Source organism: Kordiimonas lipolytica, assembly GCF_001550065.1.
Window position 1 is genome coordinate 318740 of record NZ_LRUB01000035.1, and the last position, 19616, is coordinate 338355.

At 57.7% G+C, this 19616-nt stretch carries 14 protein-coding genes; 8 read left to right on the top strand and 6 right to left on the bottom strand.

The window, feature by feature from the left end; genetic code table 11:
• Window positions 1-7: 7 nt before the first annotated feature.
• Complete coding sequence (locus tag KORM41_RS19380) at window positions 8-421, bottom strand: helix-turn-helix domain-containing protein (protein WP_068152317.1); 414 nt, start codon at window positions 419-421, stop codon at window positions 8-10.
• Between the two features lie 207 nt (window positions 422-628).
• Between KORM41_RS19380 and KORM41_RS19385 the strand changes: the two genes are divergently transcribed.
• The 6 genes from KORM41_RS19385 to KORM41_RS19410 all read left to right on the top strand — a co-directional run bounded on the left by KORM41_RS19385 (window position 629) and on the right by KORM41_RS19410 (window position 7667).
• Window positions 629-1438 (top strand): outer membrane protein assembly factor BamD, encoded by an 810-nt coding sequence (locus KORM41_RS19385; protein WP_068152322.1) that lies wholly within the window; start codon window positions 629-631, stop codon window positions 1436-1438.
• 29 nt (window positions 1439-1467) lie between these two features.
• Window positions 1468-3138 (top strand): DNA repair protein RecN, encoded by a 1671-nt coding sequence (recN, locus tag KORM41_RS19390; protein WP_068152324.1) that lies wholly within the window; start codon window positions 1468-1470, stop codon window positions 3136-3138.
• Between the two features lie 3 nt (window positions 3139-3141).
• Entirely contained in the window at window positions 3142-5508 is a 2367-nt protein-coding gene (ligA, locus tag KORM41_RS19395; protein ID WP_068152325.1) for an NAD-dependent DNA ligase LigA, read from the top strand.
• Window positions 5509-5516: 8 nt separating this feature from the next.
• Window positions 5517-6122: an SEL1-like repeat protein gene (locus KORM41_RS19400; protein ID WP_068152328.1), complete on the top strand. Its 606-nt coding sequence runs from the start codon at window positions 5517-5519 to the stop codon at window positions 6120-6122.
• 57 nt (window positions 6123-6179) lie between these two features.
• Window positions 6180-7142 (top strand): TIGR00341 family protein, encoded by a 963-nt coding sequence (locus KORM41_RS19405; RefSeq protein WP_068152330.1) that lies wholly within the window; start codon window positions 6180-6182, stop codon window positions 7140-7142.
• 192 nt (window positions 7143-7334) lie between these two features.
• Window positions 7335-7667 (top strand): hypothetical protein, encoded by a 333-nt coding sequence (locus tag KORM41_RS19410; protein ID WP_068152334.1) that lies wholly within the window; start codon window positions 7335-7337, stop codon window positions 7665-7667.
• A 122-nt stretch (window positions 7668-7789) separates the two neighbouring features.
• Here the strand turns inward: KORM41_RS19410 and KORM41_RS19415 are convergent, their stop codons facing one another.
• From KORM41_RS19415 to KORM41_RS19425, 3 genes are all read right to left on the bottom strand, one after another.
• On the bottom strand, window positions 7790-8698 hold the full coding sequence (locus tag KORM41_RS19415) for a 50S ribosomal protein L11 methyltransferase (RefSeq protein ID WP_068152336.1): 909 nt from the start codon (window positions 8696-8698) through the stop codon (window positions 7790-7792).
• 10 nt (window positions 8699-8708) lie between these two features.
• Window positions 8709-11063 carry an ATP-dependent helicase gene (locus KORM41_RS19420; RefSeq protein WP_068152337.1) on the bottom strand — a complete coding sequence of 785 codons (2355 nt, stop codon included), beginning with the start codon at window positions 11061-11063 and terminating at the stop codon, window positions 8709-8711.
• A 71-nt stretch (window positions 11064-11134) separates the two neighbouring features.
• Window positions 11135-12937: a chloride channel protein gene (locus KORM41_RS19425; RefSeq protein WP_231727346.1), complete on the bottom strand. Its 1803-nt coding sequence runs from the start codon at window positions 12935-12937 to the stop codon at window positions 11135-11137.
• A 256-nt stretch (window positions 12938-13193) separates the two neighbouring features.
• Here KORM41_RS19425 and KORM41_RS19430 point away from each other — a divergent pair, with 256 nt between their 5' ends.
• Window positions 13194-16619: an AsmA family protein gene (locus KORM41_RS19430; protein WP_068152341.1), complete on the top strand. Its 3426-nt coding sequence runs from the start codon at window positions 13194-13196 to the stop codon at window positions 16617-16619.
• Here the strand turns inward: KORM41_RS19430 and KORM41_RS19435 are convergent.
• Window positions 16579-16872: a ribbon-helix-helix domain-containing protein gene (locus tag KORM41_RS19435; RefSeq protein WP_231727347.1), complete on the bottom strand. Its 294-nt coding sequence runs from the start codon at window positions 16870-16872 to the stop codon at window positions 16579-16581. The two genes, KORM41_RS19430 and KORM41_RS19435, sit on opposite strands and share 41 nt — an antisense overlap.
• On the bottom strand, window positions 16838-18187 hold the full coding sequence (locus KORM41_RS19440) for an MFS transporter (RefSeq protein WP_068152343.1): 1350 nt from the start codon (window positions 18185-18187) through the stop codon (window positions 16838-16840). Before KORM41_RS19440 ends, KORM41_RS19435 begins: the two co-directional genes overlap by 35 nt.
• A gap of 138 nt (window positions 18188-18325) precedes the next feature.
• Here KORM41_RS19440 and KORM41_RS19445 point away from each other — a divergent pair, with 138 nt between their 5' ends.
• Window positions 18326-19354, top strand: coding sequence for a LacI family DNA-binding transcriptional regulator (locus tag KORM41_RS19445; RefSeq protein WP_068152346.1), 1029 nt, complete (start codon window positions 18326-18328; stop codon window positions 19352-19354).
• Window positions 19355-19616: the final 262 nt, after the last annotated feature.

Here is a 19616-nt window from a genome sequence, read left to right on the forward strand (position 1 = left end):
CCTGACCTCAAGAGGTCATGATTTTTGAGTCCTTTATCGCGCGGACCAGATCGCTGAGCGCATCCCGGACATTCACGTTCGGGAGCGTCTCAAGCTCTGGAATGATCAGGTCCATATCCGTGATCTTGCCGCTCAGGATTTCATCTCCCGCCGGTAGTCCCTCATAAAAATCGGACACTTTTGTTTGCAGGATATGTGCAAGAAGATAAAGCCGACCGGCGCTGACACGGTTCTGGCCGCTTTCATATTTTTGTACCTGCTGGTAGGAGATGCCAAGGATATTGGCAATGTCCTGCTGGCTGAGTTCAAGTGCTCGACGGCGGTCCCGAAGGCGCCTGCCGACATGCTTGTCAATCAGGTCGGCCTTGCGCGCCGACAAGCCACCCTGCTTGTCCTCAATTTCGTCACTTTGCGGCGCCATAGAGTCTCCTTCGCTCTTGAAAGGGCTATTCCCCGTTGGCGCTTGCGGCTTCCTGTGCTAGAGAATTCGCCTACGCTGAATTGATGGGTGGGAATTACCTTTCAGTGATTGTTGAAAATATACTAATGGTTGCATTAGGCTGAGACTAGAAATCTTATGCAAGAATTGCAAGCATGCATTTCAGATGTGCGGGAGTAAGGTACTGACATGGCAGCAAATTGGCTGAAAACATCTATTCTGGGCGTCGCGCTTATCAGTGTTGCTGCGTGTAGTTCCAAAGATGAAGAAGACGTATATGTCGCGCGAGATGTTGAGGTTCTTTACAACCTTGGCCAGGACAACCTGAAGAAGAAGCGTTTCCGTCTGGCGGCTGCGGCGTTCGATGAAGTGGAGCGCCAGCACCCTTATTCGGTGTGGGCACGGCGGGCGCAGCTTATGGCCGCATACGCGCACTATCAGACCAACAATTATGATGATGCGGTTCTGGCGGCTGAACGCTTCCTCCAACTGCACCCAGGCAACCGGTCGGCACCTTACGCCTATTATCTGATTGCGTTGAGCCACTATGAACAGATTTCAGACGTCGGTCGTGACCAGGCGCAGACGCTTAAGGCCCAAGCATCGCTGACCGAAGTTATCCGGCGTTTCCCGGACACCGAATATGCGCGGGACGCACGGCTGAAACTGGACCTGACACTTGATCACCTTGCGGGCAAGGATATGAAGGTTGGTCGCTTCTATATGAAGCGGCAGGAGTATCTGGCGGCCACCATGCGTTTCCGCAATGTCATCCAGAATTACCAGACCACCAGCCACACGCCGGAGGCGTTACACCGCCTTGTAGAATCATATCTGGCGCTTGGTGTCTACGACGAAGCCAAAATGGCGGCCGCCGTTCTGGGCCACAACTATCCTGGCAGCAAATGGTATCGCTACAGCTATGCGCTCCTGAGCGGCAAGGATATGAGGCCAGAAGGTAAGAGCGGCTCCTGGTTGGGTAAACTCTGGCCATTCTAAGGGAATCGGCCAATTAAGGGGAGAGCGCGATGCTGACCAGTCTCAGCATTCGTGACATTGTATTAATCGAAAAGCTGACCCTGTCCTTTTCGGCGGGCCTTACGGTTTTGACCGGTGAAACCGGTGCGGGCAAGTCCATCCTTTTGGACAGCCTTGGCCTTGCGACCGGCGCGCGGGCAGACCGGGCCCTTGTGCGCCAAGGCCAGGAAAAAGGCATGGTTTCGGCGGCCTTTTCCGTGGCAGCAAGCCATCCGGCCTGTTTGCTTCTTGAGGATCAAGGGCTCGATGGCGGCGACGGGGAAATCATCCTCCGGCGCCAGATCACCGCAGATGGTCGCAGCAAAGCCTGGGCGAACGACCAGCCGATCGGGCAGGGGCTCCTTTCGGATGTTGGCGCGCTCTTGGTGGAAGTGCATGGCCAGCACGATGACCGCGGCTTGCTGGACAGTGCAGGGCACCGTGCTCTTCTTGATAATTTTGGCGACTATGGCGCGGAGATGAAGGCTGTTGCTGGCGCGCACAGCGAACTTCGCGACGCGTCAAAGGCGCTGATGGATGCGGAAGAAATGCTGGCGAACGCCAAGGCGGACGAGGAGTTCCTTGAGCATGCAGTGGCCGAGTTGGATACGTTGGGCCTTGAAGAAGGCGAAGAAGAGGCACTGGCGGAGCGCCGCACACTTATGATGCAGGGCGAAAAGCTGGCCGATGACCTGAAGACCTATCAGGACGATCTGGCTTCGGACGGCGGCGTGGATGCAACCGTGCGCGGCGTGCTTCGGCGCATGGAGCGCACGGAAGGCGCAGCCGGTGAGCTGCTGGCCCCCGTAATCGAAGCGCTGGACCGCGCGGCGATTGAGCTTGGCGAAGGCATGGCAGCGCTGGATCGGCTGGCGCAAGACCTTGATTTCGACCCGCATGAGTTGGAGCGGACGGAAGAGCGCCTGTTTGAGATCCGCCGCCTCGCGCGCAAGCACAATTGCCAGCCTGACGAGCTTCCTGCGCTGCTTGAAAACCTGAAAACCCGATATGCAGCCGTAAGTGCGGGGGATGAGATGGTGGCTGAGGCCCGCGCCCGCGTGGCTGCTGCCCGCAAGGCCATGACCGCGGCGGTGGAGACCCTGAGCGCCAAGCGCAAGGCCGCAGCTTTGGAACTTGATGCCCTGGTGATGGCGGAATTGCCGCCCCTGAAGCTTGAGAACGCCCAGTTCCGCACGGCGGTGGAGACCCTGCCGGAAAGTGATTGGACGGCGCAGGGCGCAGACCGGGTAAGCTTTGAAGTGAAAACCAACGCAGGCACGCCCTTTGGCGCACTGGTCAAGATCGCATCGGGCGGTGAGCTGGCGCGCTTCATCCTGGCGCTTAAGGTTGTTTTAGCGCGTGGCTCCAGCACACCGGTGATGGTGTTCGATGAAGTTGACAAGGGCATTGGTGGTGCGACTGCCAGTGCCGTGGGCGAGCGCCTTCGCCGCCTGTCCGATAGCGCGCAGGTGCTGGTTGTGACCCACAGCCCGCAGGTGGCCGCACGTGGCAACCGCCAATTCCAGATTTCCAAAGGCGACCATGGAGCGGAAACCCGTACCGATGTGGTTGCCCTTGAAGACGAGGCCCGGCGGGAGGAAATCGCCCGTATGCTGGCCGGCAATGTGATTACCGATGCAGCCCGCGCGGCCGCAGACCAACTTTTGCATATCGATGGATAATTGATGGCTGATTTGTTTACAGTACCCGCCAAGGATTTGACGGAGGATCAAGCGCGCCGCGAGCTGGCGCAGCTGGCGATGGAGATCGCCACCCACGACCGCCTGTATCACGGCGAGGACGCCCCAAAGATTTCCGACGCGGACTATGATGCCCTCAGGCGCCGCAATGACGAGATTGAGGCCCAGTTCCCGCATCTGGTGCGGAAGGACAGCCCATCAAAGCGCGTGGGCGCAACTGTCCGGGCCAGCAAGTTCGAGAAGATCAAGCATGCAAAGCCCATGCTTTCGCTCGATAACGCCTTCAACGATGACGATGTGCGCGAATTTGTGGGCAGGGTGCGGCGTTTCCTAGGCGTGGGGGACAATGTTCCTGTGGCGCTGACAGCCGAACCCAAGATTGATGGCCTCTCATTGGCACTCCGGTACGAACAGGGAAAGTTAGTGCAAGCAGCCACGCGCGGCGACGGCACGGTGGGCGAAAATGTCACCACCAACGCCCGCACGCTGGACAGCATCCCCGAAGAACTTCAGGGAGAGGGCTGGCCCGATGTCCTTGAGGTGCGCGGCGAAGTTTATATGGGCAAGGAAGATTTCCTCGCGCTCAACAAGGCGCAGGAAGGAAAAGGCGCCAAAGTGTTCGCGAACCCGCGGAATGCCGCCGCGGGTTCTTTGCGCCAGCTTGACAGCAGCATTACCGCCTCGCGCCCACTAAAATTCTTCGCCTATGCCTGGGGTGAGGTATCCGAGATGCCGTCCGGCAGCCAGATGGGTATGATTGAGCTCTTCAAATCCTGGGGTTTCGACGTGAACCCGCTGATGGTGCTGTGTGATGGTGCGGACAGCGCGGTTGAGCATTATCACAAGATTGAAGTTGAGCGACCAACCCTCGATTACGATATCGACGGCGTTGTCTATAAGGTTGATGACCTGGCGCTGCAGGACCGCCTTGGCATGGTGGCACGTGCCCCGCGCTGGGCCATTGCGCACAAGTTCCCGGCTGAAAAGGCTATGACCATCCTGCGGGATATCGATATCCAGGTTGGCCGCACTGGCGCCCTGACGCCCGTGGCCAAGCTGGAGCCTGTCACAGTAGGCGGTGTGGTGGTCTCCAACGCCACCCTGCACAACAGGGACGAGATCGCCCGCCTTGACGCCCGTATTGGCGATACGGTCGTTATCCAGCGGGCAGGGGACGTGATCCCGCAAGTTGTGTCTGTTGTGCTGGAACAGCGCCCAGTGGATGCTGTGCCGTTTGAGTTCCCGGAAAACTGCCCGGTGTGCGGCTCTCACGCCGAAGCGTCGGACGATGATGTGGTTATCCGCTGCACGGGTGGGCTGGTATGTTCTGCCCAGCAGGTGGAGCGCCTGCGCCATTTCGTCTCGCGTGGCGCCTTCGACATTGAAGGTCTTGGCGCCAAACAGGTGGAACAGCTGTTCGAGCGCAAGTGGATCGCCGAGCCCGCCGATATTTTCAAACTCGCGGAAAAGAACGAAGCCGAGGGCGGCGCTATGCAGAAATGGGAAGGATGGGGAGACCTTTCCGTTTCCAACCTGATGGCCGCGATCGAGGAGCGCCGGGACATTGATTTCTACCGCGTGATCTTCGGCCTTGGCATTCCGGGTATCGGCGCAGAGACCGCCAAGCTGCTGGCCCGCAATTTCGGCACGCCGGATGCGATGGTGGCTTATCTGGCGCGCGGGCTAGAGCTGATGAACGGCTTGACCGCCAAGGGGCTTTCCGCCCATGAGGTCAGCGCCATCAACTATTGTTTGCTGGCCTTCGGACACCTGAAGGATTTTGAGGCCGCGCTGCAGCCGACAGACCTGTTCGTGGCTGGCGAAGGCTTTATTGGCCTTGTGGCCGCGCGGCTTGCCCGCATTGATGCAGGGACATTGAAGGCGGAAAATATCCGCGTCAGCCGGCTGCGCACAGTGGCGGGGCTTGAAGGTGTCAACCTTTCAAATGAAGGGCTGCGGGCCTTGCGGGCACACAACAGCGAACTGACGGATATCGACGGCATCGGCGGCGATGTGGTGCTGAGCCTTGCTGACTTTTATCTGGAAGAGCGCAATCGCGCAGTGCTGCACCGGCTTTTGGATGCGCTTAATGTGCGTGAAGTGGAGGCGCAGGCGACCGACAGCCCGGTATCGGGCCTGACAGTGGTCTTTACCGGTAGTCTTGAAAAGATGACCCGCAATGAGGCCAAGGCAAAGGCCGAGTCTCTCGGTGCCAAGGTGGCGGGGTCCGTTTCCAAGAAAACCGATATCGTTGTGGCTGGCCCGGGCGCGGGCTCAAAGCTAAAGAAAGCCGAAGAACTGGGCGTGCGTGTCATGACCGAAGACGAATGGCTCACACATATCGGCGCGTAGGGGGCCTGATGCGGATAATCGCGGTTTACATTGTATCTTGTTTTGCTTTTAGCGGCATGGTTGGCGCAGCCCAGCAAGTAGCTCACCCCCTTGGCATTCCAAAGGCGTCTTATATCAAGCGATACGGAAAGGGATTGCCACCCCCGCCGAAGGGTGAGTGCCAGCTTCTAGCCGAGCGCCTTGGAGAAGATCACGTTGAAGCCTTGCAGTGCCGCGCTGCCGATAATGACGTCGTGGCGATGTACCTTATTGGCAGGCATCATGAATTCAAAGTATCTTCGCCCGAAGATATTTCGTTCGCCGTAGAATGGTATGAGCGAGCGGCAGGCGCTTTGGATGGGCCGCTCTGCGAAGAAGTGGATGAAGTCTTTACGGGTATTTCAGGTCAGAAACTGTGCCTCCCTTTGCTAGATTACGGAACGCCTGTTGCGCAATATCATCTTGGACTGCTTTATGCGGCTGGAACCAAGCTGGATCGGGACCTCAAACAATCCCGGTTTTGGTTGCTGGCAGCAAAGGTGAGAGGGCTGGAACAAGTCGACGCGGCGCTAGTGGCTCTTGATGATCTTGAGCGCCGGATCGCCGAGCGGCAGGCGAAGGAAGCCGAGCAATAAGCTTCTTGCCTGCATAGCATCCCTTCGCTAGGCTTTTACCCTTAGGGGAGAAAAGCTATGCCGCTCAAGATGTTGCATGTCACGGTGCCGGTTGCGGCCGAAGCGCAGATCAGGAAGATCGCCAGCGCCAACAGCGTTATAAGCTGTGAACGGGCTGCTGAGCTTGAAGATGATCATGTCCAATATCACTTGCTAACACGGGCAGGCGAACGCCAGAAGGTCATTGACGATATCCAGAAGCTACTGGGGACCTCAAGCCGGGCGCGGATCAATATCATGCCGGTTGAAGCCACTTTGCCTGACGTGGAAGCGCGTGAAGCAGGCGACACCCGCGAAGAGCTAATGATAAAGATGCGCCAGGGCGCCCATCTTGACAGCGGCTATACGGTGCTGACGCTGTTGTCGACCATCGTGGCGCTGATCGGCCTTGTGCAGGACAATGTGGCTGTCGTAATCGGCGCCATGGTGATCGCCCCGCTTCTGGGGCCGAACCTTGCATTCGCTTTCGGCACCTCCCTTGGCGACAAGAAACTAATGAGCGAAGCCTTCACAACCGCCTTTGTCGGTATGTCCCTTGCTGTGGCTATGGCGGCTATCGTGGGTGTGATTTGGGGCGAGCTGCCAGAAAGCCGCGAGCTCCTCAGCCGCACGGAAGTGGGCCTTGGCGGCATGGCCTTGGCGGCTGCAAGCGGTATCGCGGGTGTCTTGTCGCTGACATCCGGGCTTTCAATGACACTGGTCGGGGTGATGGTTGCGGTTGCACTTTTACCGCCTGCCGCAACCTTTGGGTTTATGCTCGGAATCAAACAGTGGCAGTTGGCAAATGGCGCGCTTCTTCTCCTGATTGTTAACGTCGTTTGCGTGAACCTTTCCGGCCTTCTGGTGTTCTTTGCCAAGGGTATCCGGCCCAGGCTGTGGTTTGAGCGGCGGATGGCTACACCCTATATTTTGTCGGGTATGGCGGTGTGGGGCCTGCTGCTGGTACTTCTTTTTTTCGTCATCGACGCGACACCTTCCTGAAAAAACTGACCAATATCCTCCTTTCTTTATTCGTTCAGCGGGATGCTAAAACTTTCAAGCTATGCGTTTTATGCATAGCTTGTCTGCGTTTTTAACGTCTTCTTAATCATGCGACGGAGGCCTATCTAAGCCCTGTCAGCAGGGGCTGGCGAAGCCCACATAAGGGCACAAAATTGGTTAAGGAGAAGACCAATGGCTGCGACAGCAAAAATGAACGAACAAATTTCAGCATTCAGCTTCATGGGCCTGATGGCCGCTGAAGGCAAAATTCCCGGTGTTGTAAGCGGTTCCACTGAAACGCACTCTCTCTTCGCGGCTGGCGAAGAACTGATTAGCGAAGTGGCATCCGACCTGACGGCAACCGGTGACTTTTTCACCCTGATGACCGAAGCAGGCATGATGCGCCCGGTTGAGCCAAAGCAGAAGACAGCGTTCCAGATCAAAATCACCCGCCCAAGTGGCCTTGGTGGTGGTTTCGGTGGCATGAGCGGTGGCGCTTTCGGCGGCGGTGCGTTCGCTCACTAATCCCTGCGGTTGGCCGGGGCTTGAGCCCACAGGCCAATCCCTAGAATTTCCCAGTGGGGCAGTCTTCTCCTGAAACAAGGCTGGCCCACTTATCCCCGAGGCATTTTCCTCCCAAAAATGCTTCACGGCTTGCGTAAAACAAGCGCGAGCCACTCCCCTTTCTCTACTCTGCCCAGAGATACTAGTCCTCGAGCCAGATATGGTTCGAGGACTTCTTTTTCCTGGGTCACGAGAAGCCCGGAAAGTACAAGCGTGCCACCTTTGGAGAGCGCGTCGACAATATCTGGAGCGAGATCCACAAGGGGGCCAGCCAGGATATTGGCGGTGATCAGGTCAAACGGCTTCTCGCCATTAAAGGCCGGGTCATCCAACCCAGGGGCCACGACCACAGCCATGCCCGGCAGACCGGAACCAATCGCACGTGGGATACCACTATTGACGGTGATATTCTCTTCGGTCACCTCAATTGCGATGGGGTCGATGTCAGACGCGACAATGCGCATCTTGGGCCATACCTTTTGCCCCGCCAGTGCCAAAACGCCGGAGCCAGTACCCAGATCGAGCATGGTCCTCGGTTTGATCTCATCCGCCAGCTGGTCCAGCACTTCAAGGCAGGCAGCAGTGGTTTCATGCTTGCCGGTGCCGAAGGCCTGGCCTGCGTCAATCTGCAAGTTGATGGTCTCTGGCTTTGCCTTGTCGGCGTCGTGGCTACCGAAAACGAAGAACCGGCCCGCTTCCACGGGCGCCAGCAGTTTCTGGCTTTCGCTGACCCAGTCCTTGTTTTCAACGGGCGCCAGCTCGTGTTGCCAGTTTTCAAGGCCCATGCGGGAGAGTACGGCATTCAGGAATTCACTATCTGGGCGGCTCGGGAAGAAGATTTCAACGCGCCAAAGCGCTTCGCCCGGTTGTTCGAAATAGGACAGCGTGGGCGGAAATTCACCGCGCTCGTCCGCTGCAAGCTCAAGGGTTGCTTCAAGCTCGCGCGCACGGGCTTCCGGCAGTTCGCCATTCAGGCACCAGATATCGCTCATTCTTGTCTCCTCAGGCGCGGGTGACGAAGGTGTCAACCACGCGCTTGGCGCCGGCCTTATCGAATTCGACGAGCAGCTTATTGCCTTCGACGTCCTCAACCATGCCGTAGCCGAATTTGTCATGAAATACCCGCTCACCGATCGCGAAATCGCTTATGGGGGCAGGGGTCTTTTTCTTCGGTTTTGAAGGCTTCACCGTGATGGTTGGCGGTGCGCTGCGGCGCGGCCGCTGGTCAAACGACTGCTGCTCCTGCCGCCAGGTTTGTGCCCGCTGCCAGCCGGGGCCGTATTTGTCGCCGCCAGAGGTGTAATAGCCTTCGTCAGAGAAGTCATCGCCCCAGCCGCCGCGGCTCTGTCGCTGGTTGCCGTACAGGCCCTGGTTTGATTCCATTTCGATATGGTCTGCCGGCAGCTCGTCAATGAAACGGCTTGGCAGGCTGGATTGCCACTGGCCGAATACCTGCCGATTGCCTGCAAAATAGATGTTGGCTTTCTGTTTGGCCCGCGTGATGCCCACATACGCCAGGCGGCGCTCTTCCTCCAGCCCCTTGACGCCGGTTTCATCCAGCGCGCGTTGGTTCGGGAACAGACCTTCCTCCCAGCCTGGCAGGAAAACGGTATCGAACTCAAGGCCCTTGGCACCGTGGAGCGTCATTAGCGACACTTTCTCGCGGGTGTCGTTATTGTCGTTTTCCATAACGAGCGCGATATGCTCAAGGTATCCCCCAAGGTTCTCGAACTCGCCCATGGCAGAGACCATCTCCTTGACGTTTTCAAGCTTGCCCGGAGCGTCCGGTGATTTGTCATTCTGCCACATTTCCATATAGCCCGATTCCTCGAGCATCATTTCCGTGACTTCCACATGGCTGTGGGTGTGCAGCATCGCGCGCCAGCGGTCAAAATCATCCATCAAGCTTGAGAGCTTGTTGCGTGCGGCGGGCCGCAGGATATCCATGCCGCCGATCATGCGCGCGGCATACGGGAGCGACACACCGTGCGACTGCGCAAGCGCATGCACCTTCTGGATGCTGGCAGTCCCCAAGCCCCGTTTGGGCACATTGACGATGCGCTCAAACGCCAGCGCGTCGTCTGGCTGGGCAATCACGCGCAGATAAGCCATCACATCGCGGATTTCGGCACGCTCATAAAAGCGCGGGCCGCCCACAACGCGGTAGGGAATGCCAAGGGTAATCAGGCGTTCCTCGAATTCGCGCATCTGGAAGCCGGTACGCACCAGAATGGCAATTTCGCTCAGTGCATGCTGCTTTGAATGCAGGTTTTCAATCTCTTCACAGATGGACCTTGCTTCCTCTGGCCCATCCCATACGCCTTTGACTGTGACCTTCTCGCCTTCGCCAGCGTCGGTCCACAGGGTTTTGCCAAGCCGCCCTTCGTTTGACGTAATCAGCGAAGAGGCCGCCGCGAGGATATGGCCGGTAGAGCGGTAATTCTGCTCAAGCCGCACAACCGTGGCGCCCGGGAAGTCAGTGGAGAACTTCAGGATGTTTCCCACTTCGGCACCACGCCAACCGTAGATGGATTGGTCATCGTCGCCCACGCAGCAGATGTTCTTACTGGCCTGTGACAGAAGGCGCAGCCACAGATACTGGGCCACGTTGGTATCCTGATACTCGTCCACCAGAATGTAGCGGAACTGGTTGTGATATTCCTTCAGGACGTCCGGGTGGGATTGGAACAGCGTGATGCAGTGCATCAACAGGTCGCCGAAGTCGGCGGCGTTCAAAATCTTGAGGCGCTCCTGATAGGCGGCATACAGTTTGCCGCCCAGGCCGTTAGCGTAAGCGTAGCTTTCGCCTTCCGGTACGCGCTCAGGCGTCAGGGCCTTGTTTTTCCAGCGGTCGATGAGGCCTGCGAGTGCCCGGGCAGGCCAGCGCTTGTCGTCGATATTTTCGGCCTGAATCAGCTGCTTCAACAGCCTGATCTGGTCGTCGGTATCCAGAATGGTGAAGTTGGACTGAATGCCAACCAGCTCCGCGTGTTTCCTCAGGATACGCACGCAGATCGAGTGGAAGGTGCCGATCCACATGCCTTCGACCGGGCGGCCGATCACGCGGGCGACCCGTTCCTGCATTTCCTTGGCGGCCTTGTTGGTGAAGGTTACTGCCAGGATGTTCCAGGGTGCGGCGCGGCCCGTCGCCATCAGGTGGCCAAGGCGGGTCGTCAGCACACGGGTTTTGCCGGTGCCGGCGCCCGCGAGCACAAGCACAGGTCCTTCGGTGGCCAGGACAGCGTCGCGCTGCGGCTCATTCAGGCCGTCCAGATAGGGCGGCGGCATGTCATTTTGCGGCTGCGGCGCTTGTGGCGCTGGGCTCAGGTCATCTAAATCGAACGGATCACTCATCATGAGGCGTCTATAGCACCCTCGCGCGCGTGCGGGAAGCAGCAGTTGATAAGATTTTGGAAGATGTCCCAGGCTCAGGCGCGTCGGCCCATTTTATGGTCCTGCCCCTGGCTTTCCAGAAGGGCCCGGTTATATTCCTTCATCACATCGCGGTGGCGAATCAAGCCCACAACCACGTTGTTCTGGCTTGGGGAAATAACGGGCAGCACCTCCTCGCCGCTCATCTCCAGGCGGTGAAGTGCAAGCTGCAGGGCATCGGTGGCTTTCACTTTCTGCGGCGCATCGCGCATGAATTTGGCAACCGGTGTCTGGGCCTTTTCCGGGTTGTCGAAAATATCCGGCGGCAATTGGCTGAAGGTCAGGCTGCCGGTCATGTGGCCGGCTTCATCTGTCGCGATCAGCAGACCGCCGCCCTGAGCGACCAATAGTTCCCTGGCTTTTACGGCCGGTTCAGTATCGCGCACTGTGAAGAAGTCGCGGGTCATATGGTCTGCCACACGGGCGGATTTCAACAGGTATGTCGCCTTGCCGCCTTCAAGCCGCACACCGCGGTTTGCAAGCTGCATCAGGAAGAAGGAGCGCTCGAAGAAGGCGCTGGTGACCATGCTTGCGACCGCTGAGGCAATCATTACTGCGATGGTGACGTTATAATCCCCCGTGATCTCGAAGACGATCAGCATTGTGGAAATGGGTGCGCCAAGCACTGCAGAAGCCACAGCCCCCATACCCACAACAGCATACAGGCCGGGGGTGGACGCCAGGTCCGGGAAGATGGCGGCTGCGACAATGCCAAAGGCGCCGCCAAGCATGGCCCCCAGGAACAGGCTGGGGCTGAAAACGCCGCCGCCGAAACGGCCCGCATAGGAAATGACGGTTGCGGCCATCTTGGCCACCATCAGCGACAGGAGAAGCTCGAACCCATATTCGCCGTTGAGGGCCCGGCTTGTGGCTTCATACCCAACGCTGAGGATTTCCGGGTAGAAGATCGCGATGGCGCCAACAAACAGCCCGGCTGTCGCAGGCTGCAGCCAGTATGGAATTTTGCCAAGCTTGATGCGGACCTTGTCGCCCCAGTCCATGCCAGCCATGAAGGTGACCGCCACAAAGGCGGCACCGATGCCCAGGATGAAGAAAGCCGGAAATTCCCAGAAACTGGCAATCATATATTCCGTTGTCTCAAATGCCGGGAAGTTGCCCAAATGTGCACGGCTCACCAACGTACCTGCGATAGCAGCGATCACGATGGGGGCAAAGGCGTGCAGGGCATAGTGCCCTAGAATAACCTCAAGCGCGAAGAAGACCCCGGCGATTGGCGCATTAAAGGAGGCCGCGACCGCGGAAGCGACACCGCACCCCAACAGGGTTCTGGCAGCCGATGGGTTCAGGTGCAGCGCCCGGGTAAGGGCTGAGGCCATTGTGGCCCCAAGATGCACCACCGGTCCTTCGCGGCCCATAGATGCACCCGAACCCAGTGAAACGATGGTGGCCACAGCGCTTGCAATGCCACTTTTGATGCCAAGGCGACCGTTATGAAGGGCTGCTGCTTCAATCACGTTGGGCACGCCGCGGGCCTGGTGCTTGTTGATGAAGCGTAAAATCTGTCCGACAACCAGGCCGCCGCCCACAAGTGCGGCCATGATGTGCCATACGGGCAGGTGCTTGGCACCGGAGGCCAGTTCGGCTTCGCTCAGGCCGTAAACCAGTTCGAGGAGGGCGCCGATGGCAAGATAGAAGCCGATGGCAGCATAACCGCTGATGACGCCCACAATGACCGCGAGCACGGTGATCGCGCCGAATTCATACCCGCCGGCGGAAAACAGCGTGGTACGGACACGGCGCCTGATGCGGCCAAAAAAACCTGATTTTTTGCCAGACATCGGCATATGGGGATTCTCTCCCAAAAACTTCAACGCATGGTCTGGCCGCAAGGTGTGCTTACAAGGCGTAATCACCCGTTTGCGCGATATTCGGCCAGAGAACCAAGGTACCTTAGTGTTTGAAATCAAAAAGGTTAAGCGAATTCGCCGCATCAATGCCCTATTCTAAAGGCAGGCTTGCAAACTCCCCTTGTCAAAGGGGGATTGATTTCGCACTGTTCTCATTGAGGGCAAGTGAATTTGAACGGAGCCAGCTGTGAAAACCGGTAAGTTGTTGAAACTGACATATTGGCTGTTCGGGTCGCTGGTGGCGCTTTTGCTGCTGGCATCTGTAGCAATCGGTTTTCTGGATTGGAATCAGTATCGCGGCACGCTGTCGGAACTGGCATCTTCGCGGCTCGGCATGCGGGTCGATCTGGCCGGGCGGGTTACAGTCGGCCTGTTCCCGCGTCCAGAGGTGTCGGCAGAAACCGTGCGCCTGTATCCAGCAGCCGACCCGGCGGCTGATTTTGTCGCAACCGCAGACCGCATTGATATGCGGCTTGGGTTTGGTGCCCTTCTCAAAGGGGATGTTGCTATTCAGCACCTGGGGTTTGACGGCCTCAATGTGGTGGTGCAGGAAGACGCCGAGGGGGCATGGAACGTAAAGGGATGGCCAAAGGCCGAAACTAAGACGGAAACATCAGCCGTTGCCATTCAAATGGAGCGTCTGAAAATCGTGGGCGGCACGGTTGAGCTTGTGGATAACGCGGGCGTCAGCCGCACCATTGAAGGGTTGTCGTTTAATTTGAAGGGGCAACTGCCGGACGGTCCATTGGAGTGGGACGGGAGTTTTGTTGCAGCTGGGCAGACAGTCACATCCTCTGGTCGCCTGCGACCCAGCAGGGGCGAAAGTACCCTCTCGGTGAAGACTGACATTGGCATGGCCGGTGGGGCGCTGCATATATCCGGCCGGCTGTTCGGTGACGGTTTTGCCGGTCGTATTCAAACAGAAGGCGATAATCTGGCGTCATTTGCCACGGCTTTTCAGTCACTGATGGGCGATACGGCCACTGCGTCTTCGCTACCGGAATCGAATTTTCAGTTGGACGTGCAGGTTGACCGCGAGGCCGGCGTCTATAGGGCGATTTCTCGTACGATGGATGTTGGCGGGACGCGCGGACGCCTTGACCTGACAATTGCCCGCAGAGGCATCGGCTTCCACGCTGCCGGTTCCGCGTCGCTTGGCATTATCGATCTGGCGCCTTGGCTTGAGGCCTTGGAGAAGACTGACGGCCAGGAAACCGCTGCCACTGAGCCGGCGGGCACTGGTCGCCTGACCGGTGCGCTGGACGTGGCAGTGGAAGGTATTGAGGTCGGCGGCGGCGTCATCCAGCAAGTGGATGCCGTGGTGCGCTTTACCGAGAGTGGCTTGGCGCTCACAAACCTGCAGGCGCTTTTGCCGGGTGGCTCGGGGCTGTTTTTCACGGGCTCTGTGACGCCGACTGAGGGGCAGGGGAAACTGCAGCTGATGTCGGGCAATCTGCCGGTTTTGCTGCGGTGGATGCAAATTGACGTGTCGGAACGTATTCCGGCGGGGCGGCTGGCAACCGGTGAATTGTCCGCAGACGTCACGATCAGGCAGGATGAATGGCGGCTGTCCGGGCTTGAGGCACGAATCGATACATCGAATTTCAAGGGACAGGTGATTGGCAGTGCGGGCAGCATTTGGCCGACGGCTGTTGAACTGGCGGCTGATGCCCTCAATCTTGATGCTTACCTCTCAGACAAGGCTAGCGGTGCGGCGCCCAGGGATATCTTTGCGGCCATGCCGGCAGTGCCGGTGTCGGTCAAGATGACGGCGGACGAGGTTCTTTGGGGTGGTGCCAAATATTCAGGGCTTCAGCTAACAGGGGATGTGGGCTCGGAACAGGCCAGGCTGACGGGGCTTTCGGTCAGGCATGCGGGCGGGAGCCTGAACTTGACAGGCAGTTTGCGCCCCATGGGCGATACCCTGGATGTAGAAGCGGAAGCCTCTCTCTCTCGTTGGGCATTCCCGGCTCTGCGCGAAGGAAGCGAAGAGGCGGCAGGTTATCTGCAGGCCCTGGGTCTTAAGGGCGTCAGTGGCACGCTGTCTGCGGCTGGGCCACTGGAGGCCATGCGCTTAACTGTCAGACTTGCTGAAGGAGAACAGCGTAACCTGACGCTTAGTGGCGGGGTGGGATTTGCCGGCGGCGCGCTGAAGATCGACGGCCTGCAGGGAACCCTTGCTCACGAAGACATGTCGCGTCTGGCCATGTTCGAATCGTATGCTTTGCAGGGCAGGGTGCCGGTAGATATTACTTTTGCAGTTAGCGACAACGCTGAAGGCACAAGATCCATTACATTGAGTGGCGTTATTGCAGGTGGCCAGATGTTGGCCGAAGGCAGTCAGAAGGGTGATCGCGAGGACTGGCGCCTCAGCTATGATCACAAGCGCGCGGCGGATGTGCTTGCCCTTTTGGGCCGCGAAGGACAGTTACCACATCCTGCTGAGCCGGTAAGGGCGCGGGCGCGTGTAACAGCCGCAGGCGGCGGCTGGAACGCAGAAGATATTGAAATCCGTAACGGTCCAGCGCGGCTTGCTGGCGCGCTTTCCATGGGGGCGGACGACAAGGTCGCGGGCAAATTGATGGCTTCGGGCCTCACATACAATCCGCTTTTGGGGCAACGGCAGGGTAATGTGCCAACAACGCCAGAAACTGGGCAGGTACCAGCATTCTTTGACCTGGCTGGTCGGGTGGATCTTGCACTCGATCAAGTGGTGATTTTGGGGCAGAAGGTTTCAGCACCAAACGCAAGCCTGCTGGCCGGTGACCGCAGCCTGCGCTTTGCGCTGGGCGACCAGGCGACGGTGAATGGCGGTGGCTCATCAGTAACACTGAATTTGATTGCCGGTGAGGCTATGTCTCTCAGCGGGCAGGTCGATGTTGCCAATATTGATATCGGCGCGATGTTGCGTGCAGAAGGGCTTGCCGCGGCTCTGCAGGGCGCGGCTTCGCTGTCGCTATCCTTTGACGGGCAGGGCGACAGTCTGGACGCCATTCTGCGCGGGCTTAAGGGGCGGGGAGAAATGAAAGGGCAGGCAGGCAGCCTTAATTTCCTGGGTGTACCTACGCTGGTGCGGGAAATGAGCAGTGCGCCGACGGCGTCCGCCTTCCTTGGGTCCGTTGGTAATTGGCTGCGACAGGGCAGCACAAGCTATAGCACCCTTAATGCGCGCTTTACATTGGACGCTGGCACGATGCTTCTTGAAGAACTGACTGCGGCTGGGGGCTGGGGGCAATTCGGCCTTGATGGCCAGATCAACTTCAGGGATTCATTCCTGAACCTCAAGGGCCTGCTGGCCCTGACAACGCCGCCTGACACGCCTGCCATTCCAGTGGAATATACGGGGCCGCTGGATAATCCTAGTGCGTCATGGACTAGCCGGGCGCTGGAGCGATTTGTTATCGCCGGGATAGAGCGGCGGCTTCGCGGCAGCCTGGCTAAAGACCTGGAGAAAATTCAAGGCGATCAGCCGGTGACAAACCCCGGCGCTGAAGTCTTCACGCGGGCTTTTGACTTGTTGTCCCGTTTGAAGGCGAAGCAGGATGCGCAGAAGAAAAAAGCTGAGGATGAAGCTACTGATTCTTCTCAAGAGACTGAAGAACAAAGGCCCTGAGCGCGCCGGAAAGAGAACCGCTCCTGGCTTCATCGATTAGCCGCACAAGCTCGTTCATCGACAGGTCCTGCTCTTTGGCCAAGTGGCGCAAATGACGCCAGAAGCATTTTTCCAGCGAAATTGAGGTTCGGTGGCCAGCAATGGTTACCGAATGTTTTTCCAGTTTTGCATCATCAAGATCCAGCATGGTGCTGATCATGCACCGGAATTGGCGTGGGTCAAGAAGTGTTGCGCGCTTTAATCGCGCTGACAATTTCACCATGCAGTTTTGCGGTGATGGGATAGAAGAAGATCAGCAGGCCGGAAAGCACCAGCGCGGCCATAGGGATCAGGGTGAATATATGACGTATGCCGTCCGCCGTGTTTGCCATGAGCGGTGTGTCCGCCTGATAACCTACAATATTCAACAGGTGACCAAGCGCGAAGGCCGACAGCCCGATGGAAATCTTCTGGAAGGATGAGGCGACGCCGATCAGCAGGCTTTCGTTTTGCACCATGCTTTTGAACTCGCCATACTCAATCGTGTCCGGCAGCATGCTCCAGAATATGACAGAATAAGAACTGAGCCCCAATGTCACCACAACCATGGCGCCAAGGGCTAGAGCCGCGTCATTTCCAACCCCACCAAACAGGAGCGCCAGCCCAATGCTTGCAATCACGCTACCGGCCAGCCATGCGTTCCGCTTGCCGATCTTGAGCGCAATATAGGCCCAGAAGGGGATGCAGAAGAGCCCCGCGCCAGACATGATGAAAATGGCGGTGTTTCCGGGCGCGCGGTCGCCGATCTGGCTTTCAAAGAAATACAGGACGCTTTGGCCGATAATGGTGTTGGCCACTGTCACCAGCATGATGCCACCCACCAGAAGCAGAAATGGTCCGTTGTGCAAAATGGCCGAAAGGCTTTCCCCGATGGCGCTTGGGTGCCTGTCGGGCAGGTCTTCCCGCAGTGTGTGGCGCGTTGAAAAGAAACATATCCACAGAACCACAATGCCAACAATCGCGGCGCTGTAGCCCATGACCGAGAAGGCGATATCGTCTGCCATGCTCTGTTGCAACCATTTGGCAAACGCCGTGATGGAAACGCCGCCGAGGAAACCGCAATACATGCGGATGGCCGCCAGGCGGGTTCGCCCGTTTGATGCCCGGGTGACCCTTGCGCTTAAGGCGGAATAGGGAATGGAAACAAGCGTATAGCAGGTTCTGAATAGCAGGAGTGTGGCCAGGATGTAGGCTGCCTGCCAGAAGCTGTCAGCAAATTGGACAGGCGTGAACAACAGCGCAAACGATATGCCTAGAGGTACGGCGCCGAGCAAGAGGTATGGCCGGTAAGGCCCCCAGCGCCCCTTTGTGCGTTCTGCCAGATAGCCCATGACCGGGTCGGTTGCGGCATCCCAGACCATGCCAATCAGGAAGATGGTGCCGACGACCTCGGGCGGCACGCCAACAACATCTGTGTAAAAGAAGAAAAGGTAAAAGCCCACGCTTTGCCAGAACAGGTTCAGGGCGTAATCGCCCGAGCCATATCCCAGGAAGGATTTCCATTCTTGTCTGGCAGCCTTCTGGTTCAATCCGGTCCCCTGGATGGCCTTCGGCAGGCGGTCATAATGAGGTTAAGTGGCTGACAGCGCTATCATATTTACGTGACTGTCGCAATAGCAACGCTATAGTGTTATTCAGGCTTTGTCGAGCGACGCAGGAGTGTAGAAGTGGATGATTTAAAGGGAAAAAACGCGACCATCAGTGATGTCGCCCGGCTTGCTGGCGTGTCGATGAAGACCGTCTCCCGCGTGCTTAACAACGAAAAATATGTCTCGAAGGACAAGAAGGAAAAGGTGCTGGCCGTTGCGGCTGAGCTCAACTACCGCCCGTCGTTGCAGGCCCGTGGGCTTGCAGGCAACCGGTCTTTCATGATTGGCCTGTTTGTTGATGACCCTAGCGGTGATTATATTTCCAAGGTTCAGCGCGGCATTCTGCGTCGGTGTGAAGAAGCTGGCTGTCATTTGGTTGTCGATGTACTCAGAGAACGCGGCAACGATGCCAAACTTCGTCAAATCCTGAACAGCATTCGGTTCGATGGCGTGGTCCTGTCGTCGCCTGTGTGTGATGATGTGACGGTTCTGGACGCCCTTCGGGAGCGCCAGGTGCCCACCGTGCGGATCGGTCCAGGCGTGGATGCCAAGGACATGGGTCAGATCGAGATAGATGATTTCAAGGCCTCTTTTGAAGCGACCGAATATCTGATCAAGGCTGGGCACAAGCGTATCGCTTTCGTCAAAGGTGACCCGAACCACGGGTGTTCCCTTGACCGGGAGCAGGGCTATTCCAAGGCCATGCGGGCCCACGGGCTGCCTGTCAGTAACGATCTGGTTGTGCCCGGCATGTTCTCGTACGACAGTGGCTATCAAGCGGCCGAAAAGCTGCTGGCGGTCAACGGCCGGCCAACCGCAGTCTTTGCTAGTAACGATGAAATGGCTGCAGGCGTTGTCGCCTGTGCCCAGGCGCATGGATTGCGTGTGCCGGGTGACCTTTCTGTCATGGGGTTCGATGACGACTTCCTGGCAACCATCATATCACCCGCAATTACCACTGTCCGGCAACCGATCGAGGACATGGCCGCGCGTGCGGTCGACCTTATTCTGGAAGCGAAAGGCAAAAGTGCCGCGCTCGAAGATAAGACCATTACCTTTGATTATGAGCTTGTTGTCCGTAAATCTGTTCAGAAGGTTTCTGCGTAAGAAACATCAAATCAGAATTAACGGTTTCGCCGGAATCGTGAGTCGCTACATGGGGCAGGTTTAAACCTTTTCAGTATACATTTGGCGTATTTTCCCCAAATAATTGTCCGGTAGGACTGTCTTGATGCTGCTTTCTAAGTAACTGAAGTTATTGCGGGAAAAGATATTTTGCGGATTTTTGTTGGCTATAATATGACAGCGCTGTCTGAAATGTCTGGACAAATTGCCGCTGTTTTTATAGTTAGATAAGACAGCGCTGTCA

Excerpts from the sequence above, each read along its gene's own strand:
- KORM41_RS19380 (WP_068152317.1), bottom strand. The coding sequence starts at position 421 with ATGGCGCCGCAAAGTGACGAAATTGAGGACAAGCAGGGTGGCTTGTCG.
- KORM41_RS19385 (WP_068152322.1), top strand. The coding sequence starts at position 629 with ATGGCAGCAAATTGGCTGAAAACATCTATTCTGGGCGTCGCGCTTATC.
- recN (WP_068152324.1), top strand. The coding sequence starts at position 1,468 with ATGCTGACCAGTCTCAGCATTCGTGACATTGTATTAATCGAAAAGCTG.
- ligA (WP_068152325.1), top strand. The coding sequence starts at position 3,142 with ATGGCTGATTTGTTTACAGTACCCGCCAAGGATTTGACGGAGGATCAA.
- KORM41_RS19400 (WP_068152328.1), top strand. The coding sequence starts at position 5,517 with ATGCGGATAATCGCGGTTTACATTGTATCTTGTTTTGCTTTTAGCGGC.
- KORM41_RS19405 (WP_068152330.1), top strand. The coding sequence starts at position 6,180 with ATGCCGCTCAAGATGTTGCATGTCACGGTGCCGGTTGCGGCCGAAGCG.
- KORM41_RS19410 (WP_068152334.1), top strand. The coding sequence starts at position 7,335 with ATGGCTGCGACAGCAAAAATGAACGAACAAATTTCAGCATTCAGCTTC.
- KORM41_RS19415 (WP_068152336.1), bottom strand. The coding sequence starts at position 8,698 with ATGAGCGATATCTGGTGCCTGAATGGCGAACTGCCGGAAGCCCGTGCG.
- KORM41_RS19420 (WP_068152337.1), bottom strand. The coding sequence starts at position 11,063 with ATGATGAGTGATCCGTTCGATTTAGATGACCTGAGCCCAGCGCCACAA.
- KORM41_RS19425 (WP_231727346.1), bottom strand. The coding sequence starts at position 12,937 with ATGTCTGGCAAAAAATCAGGTTTTTTTGGCCGCATCAGGCGCCGTGTC.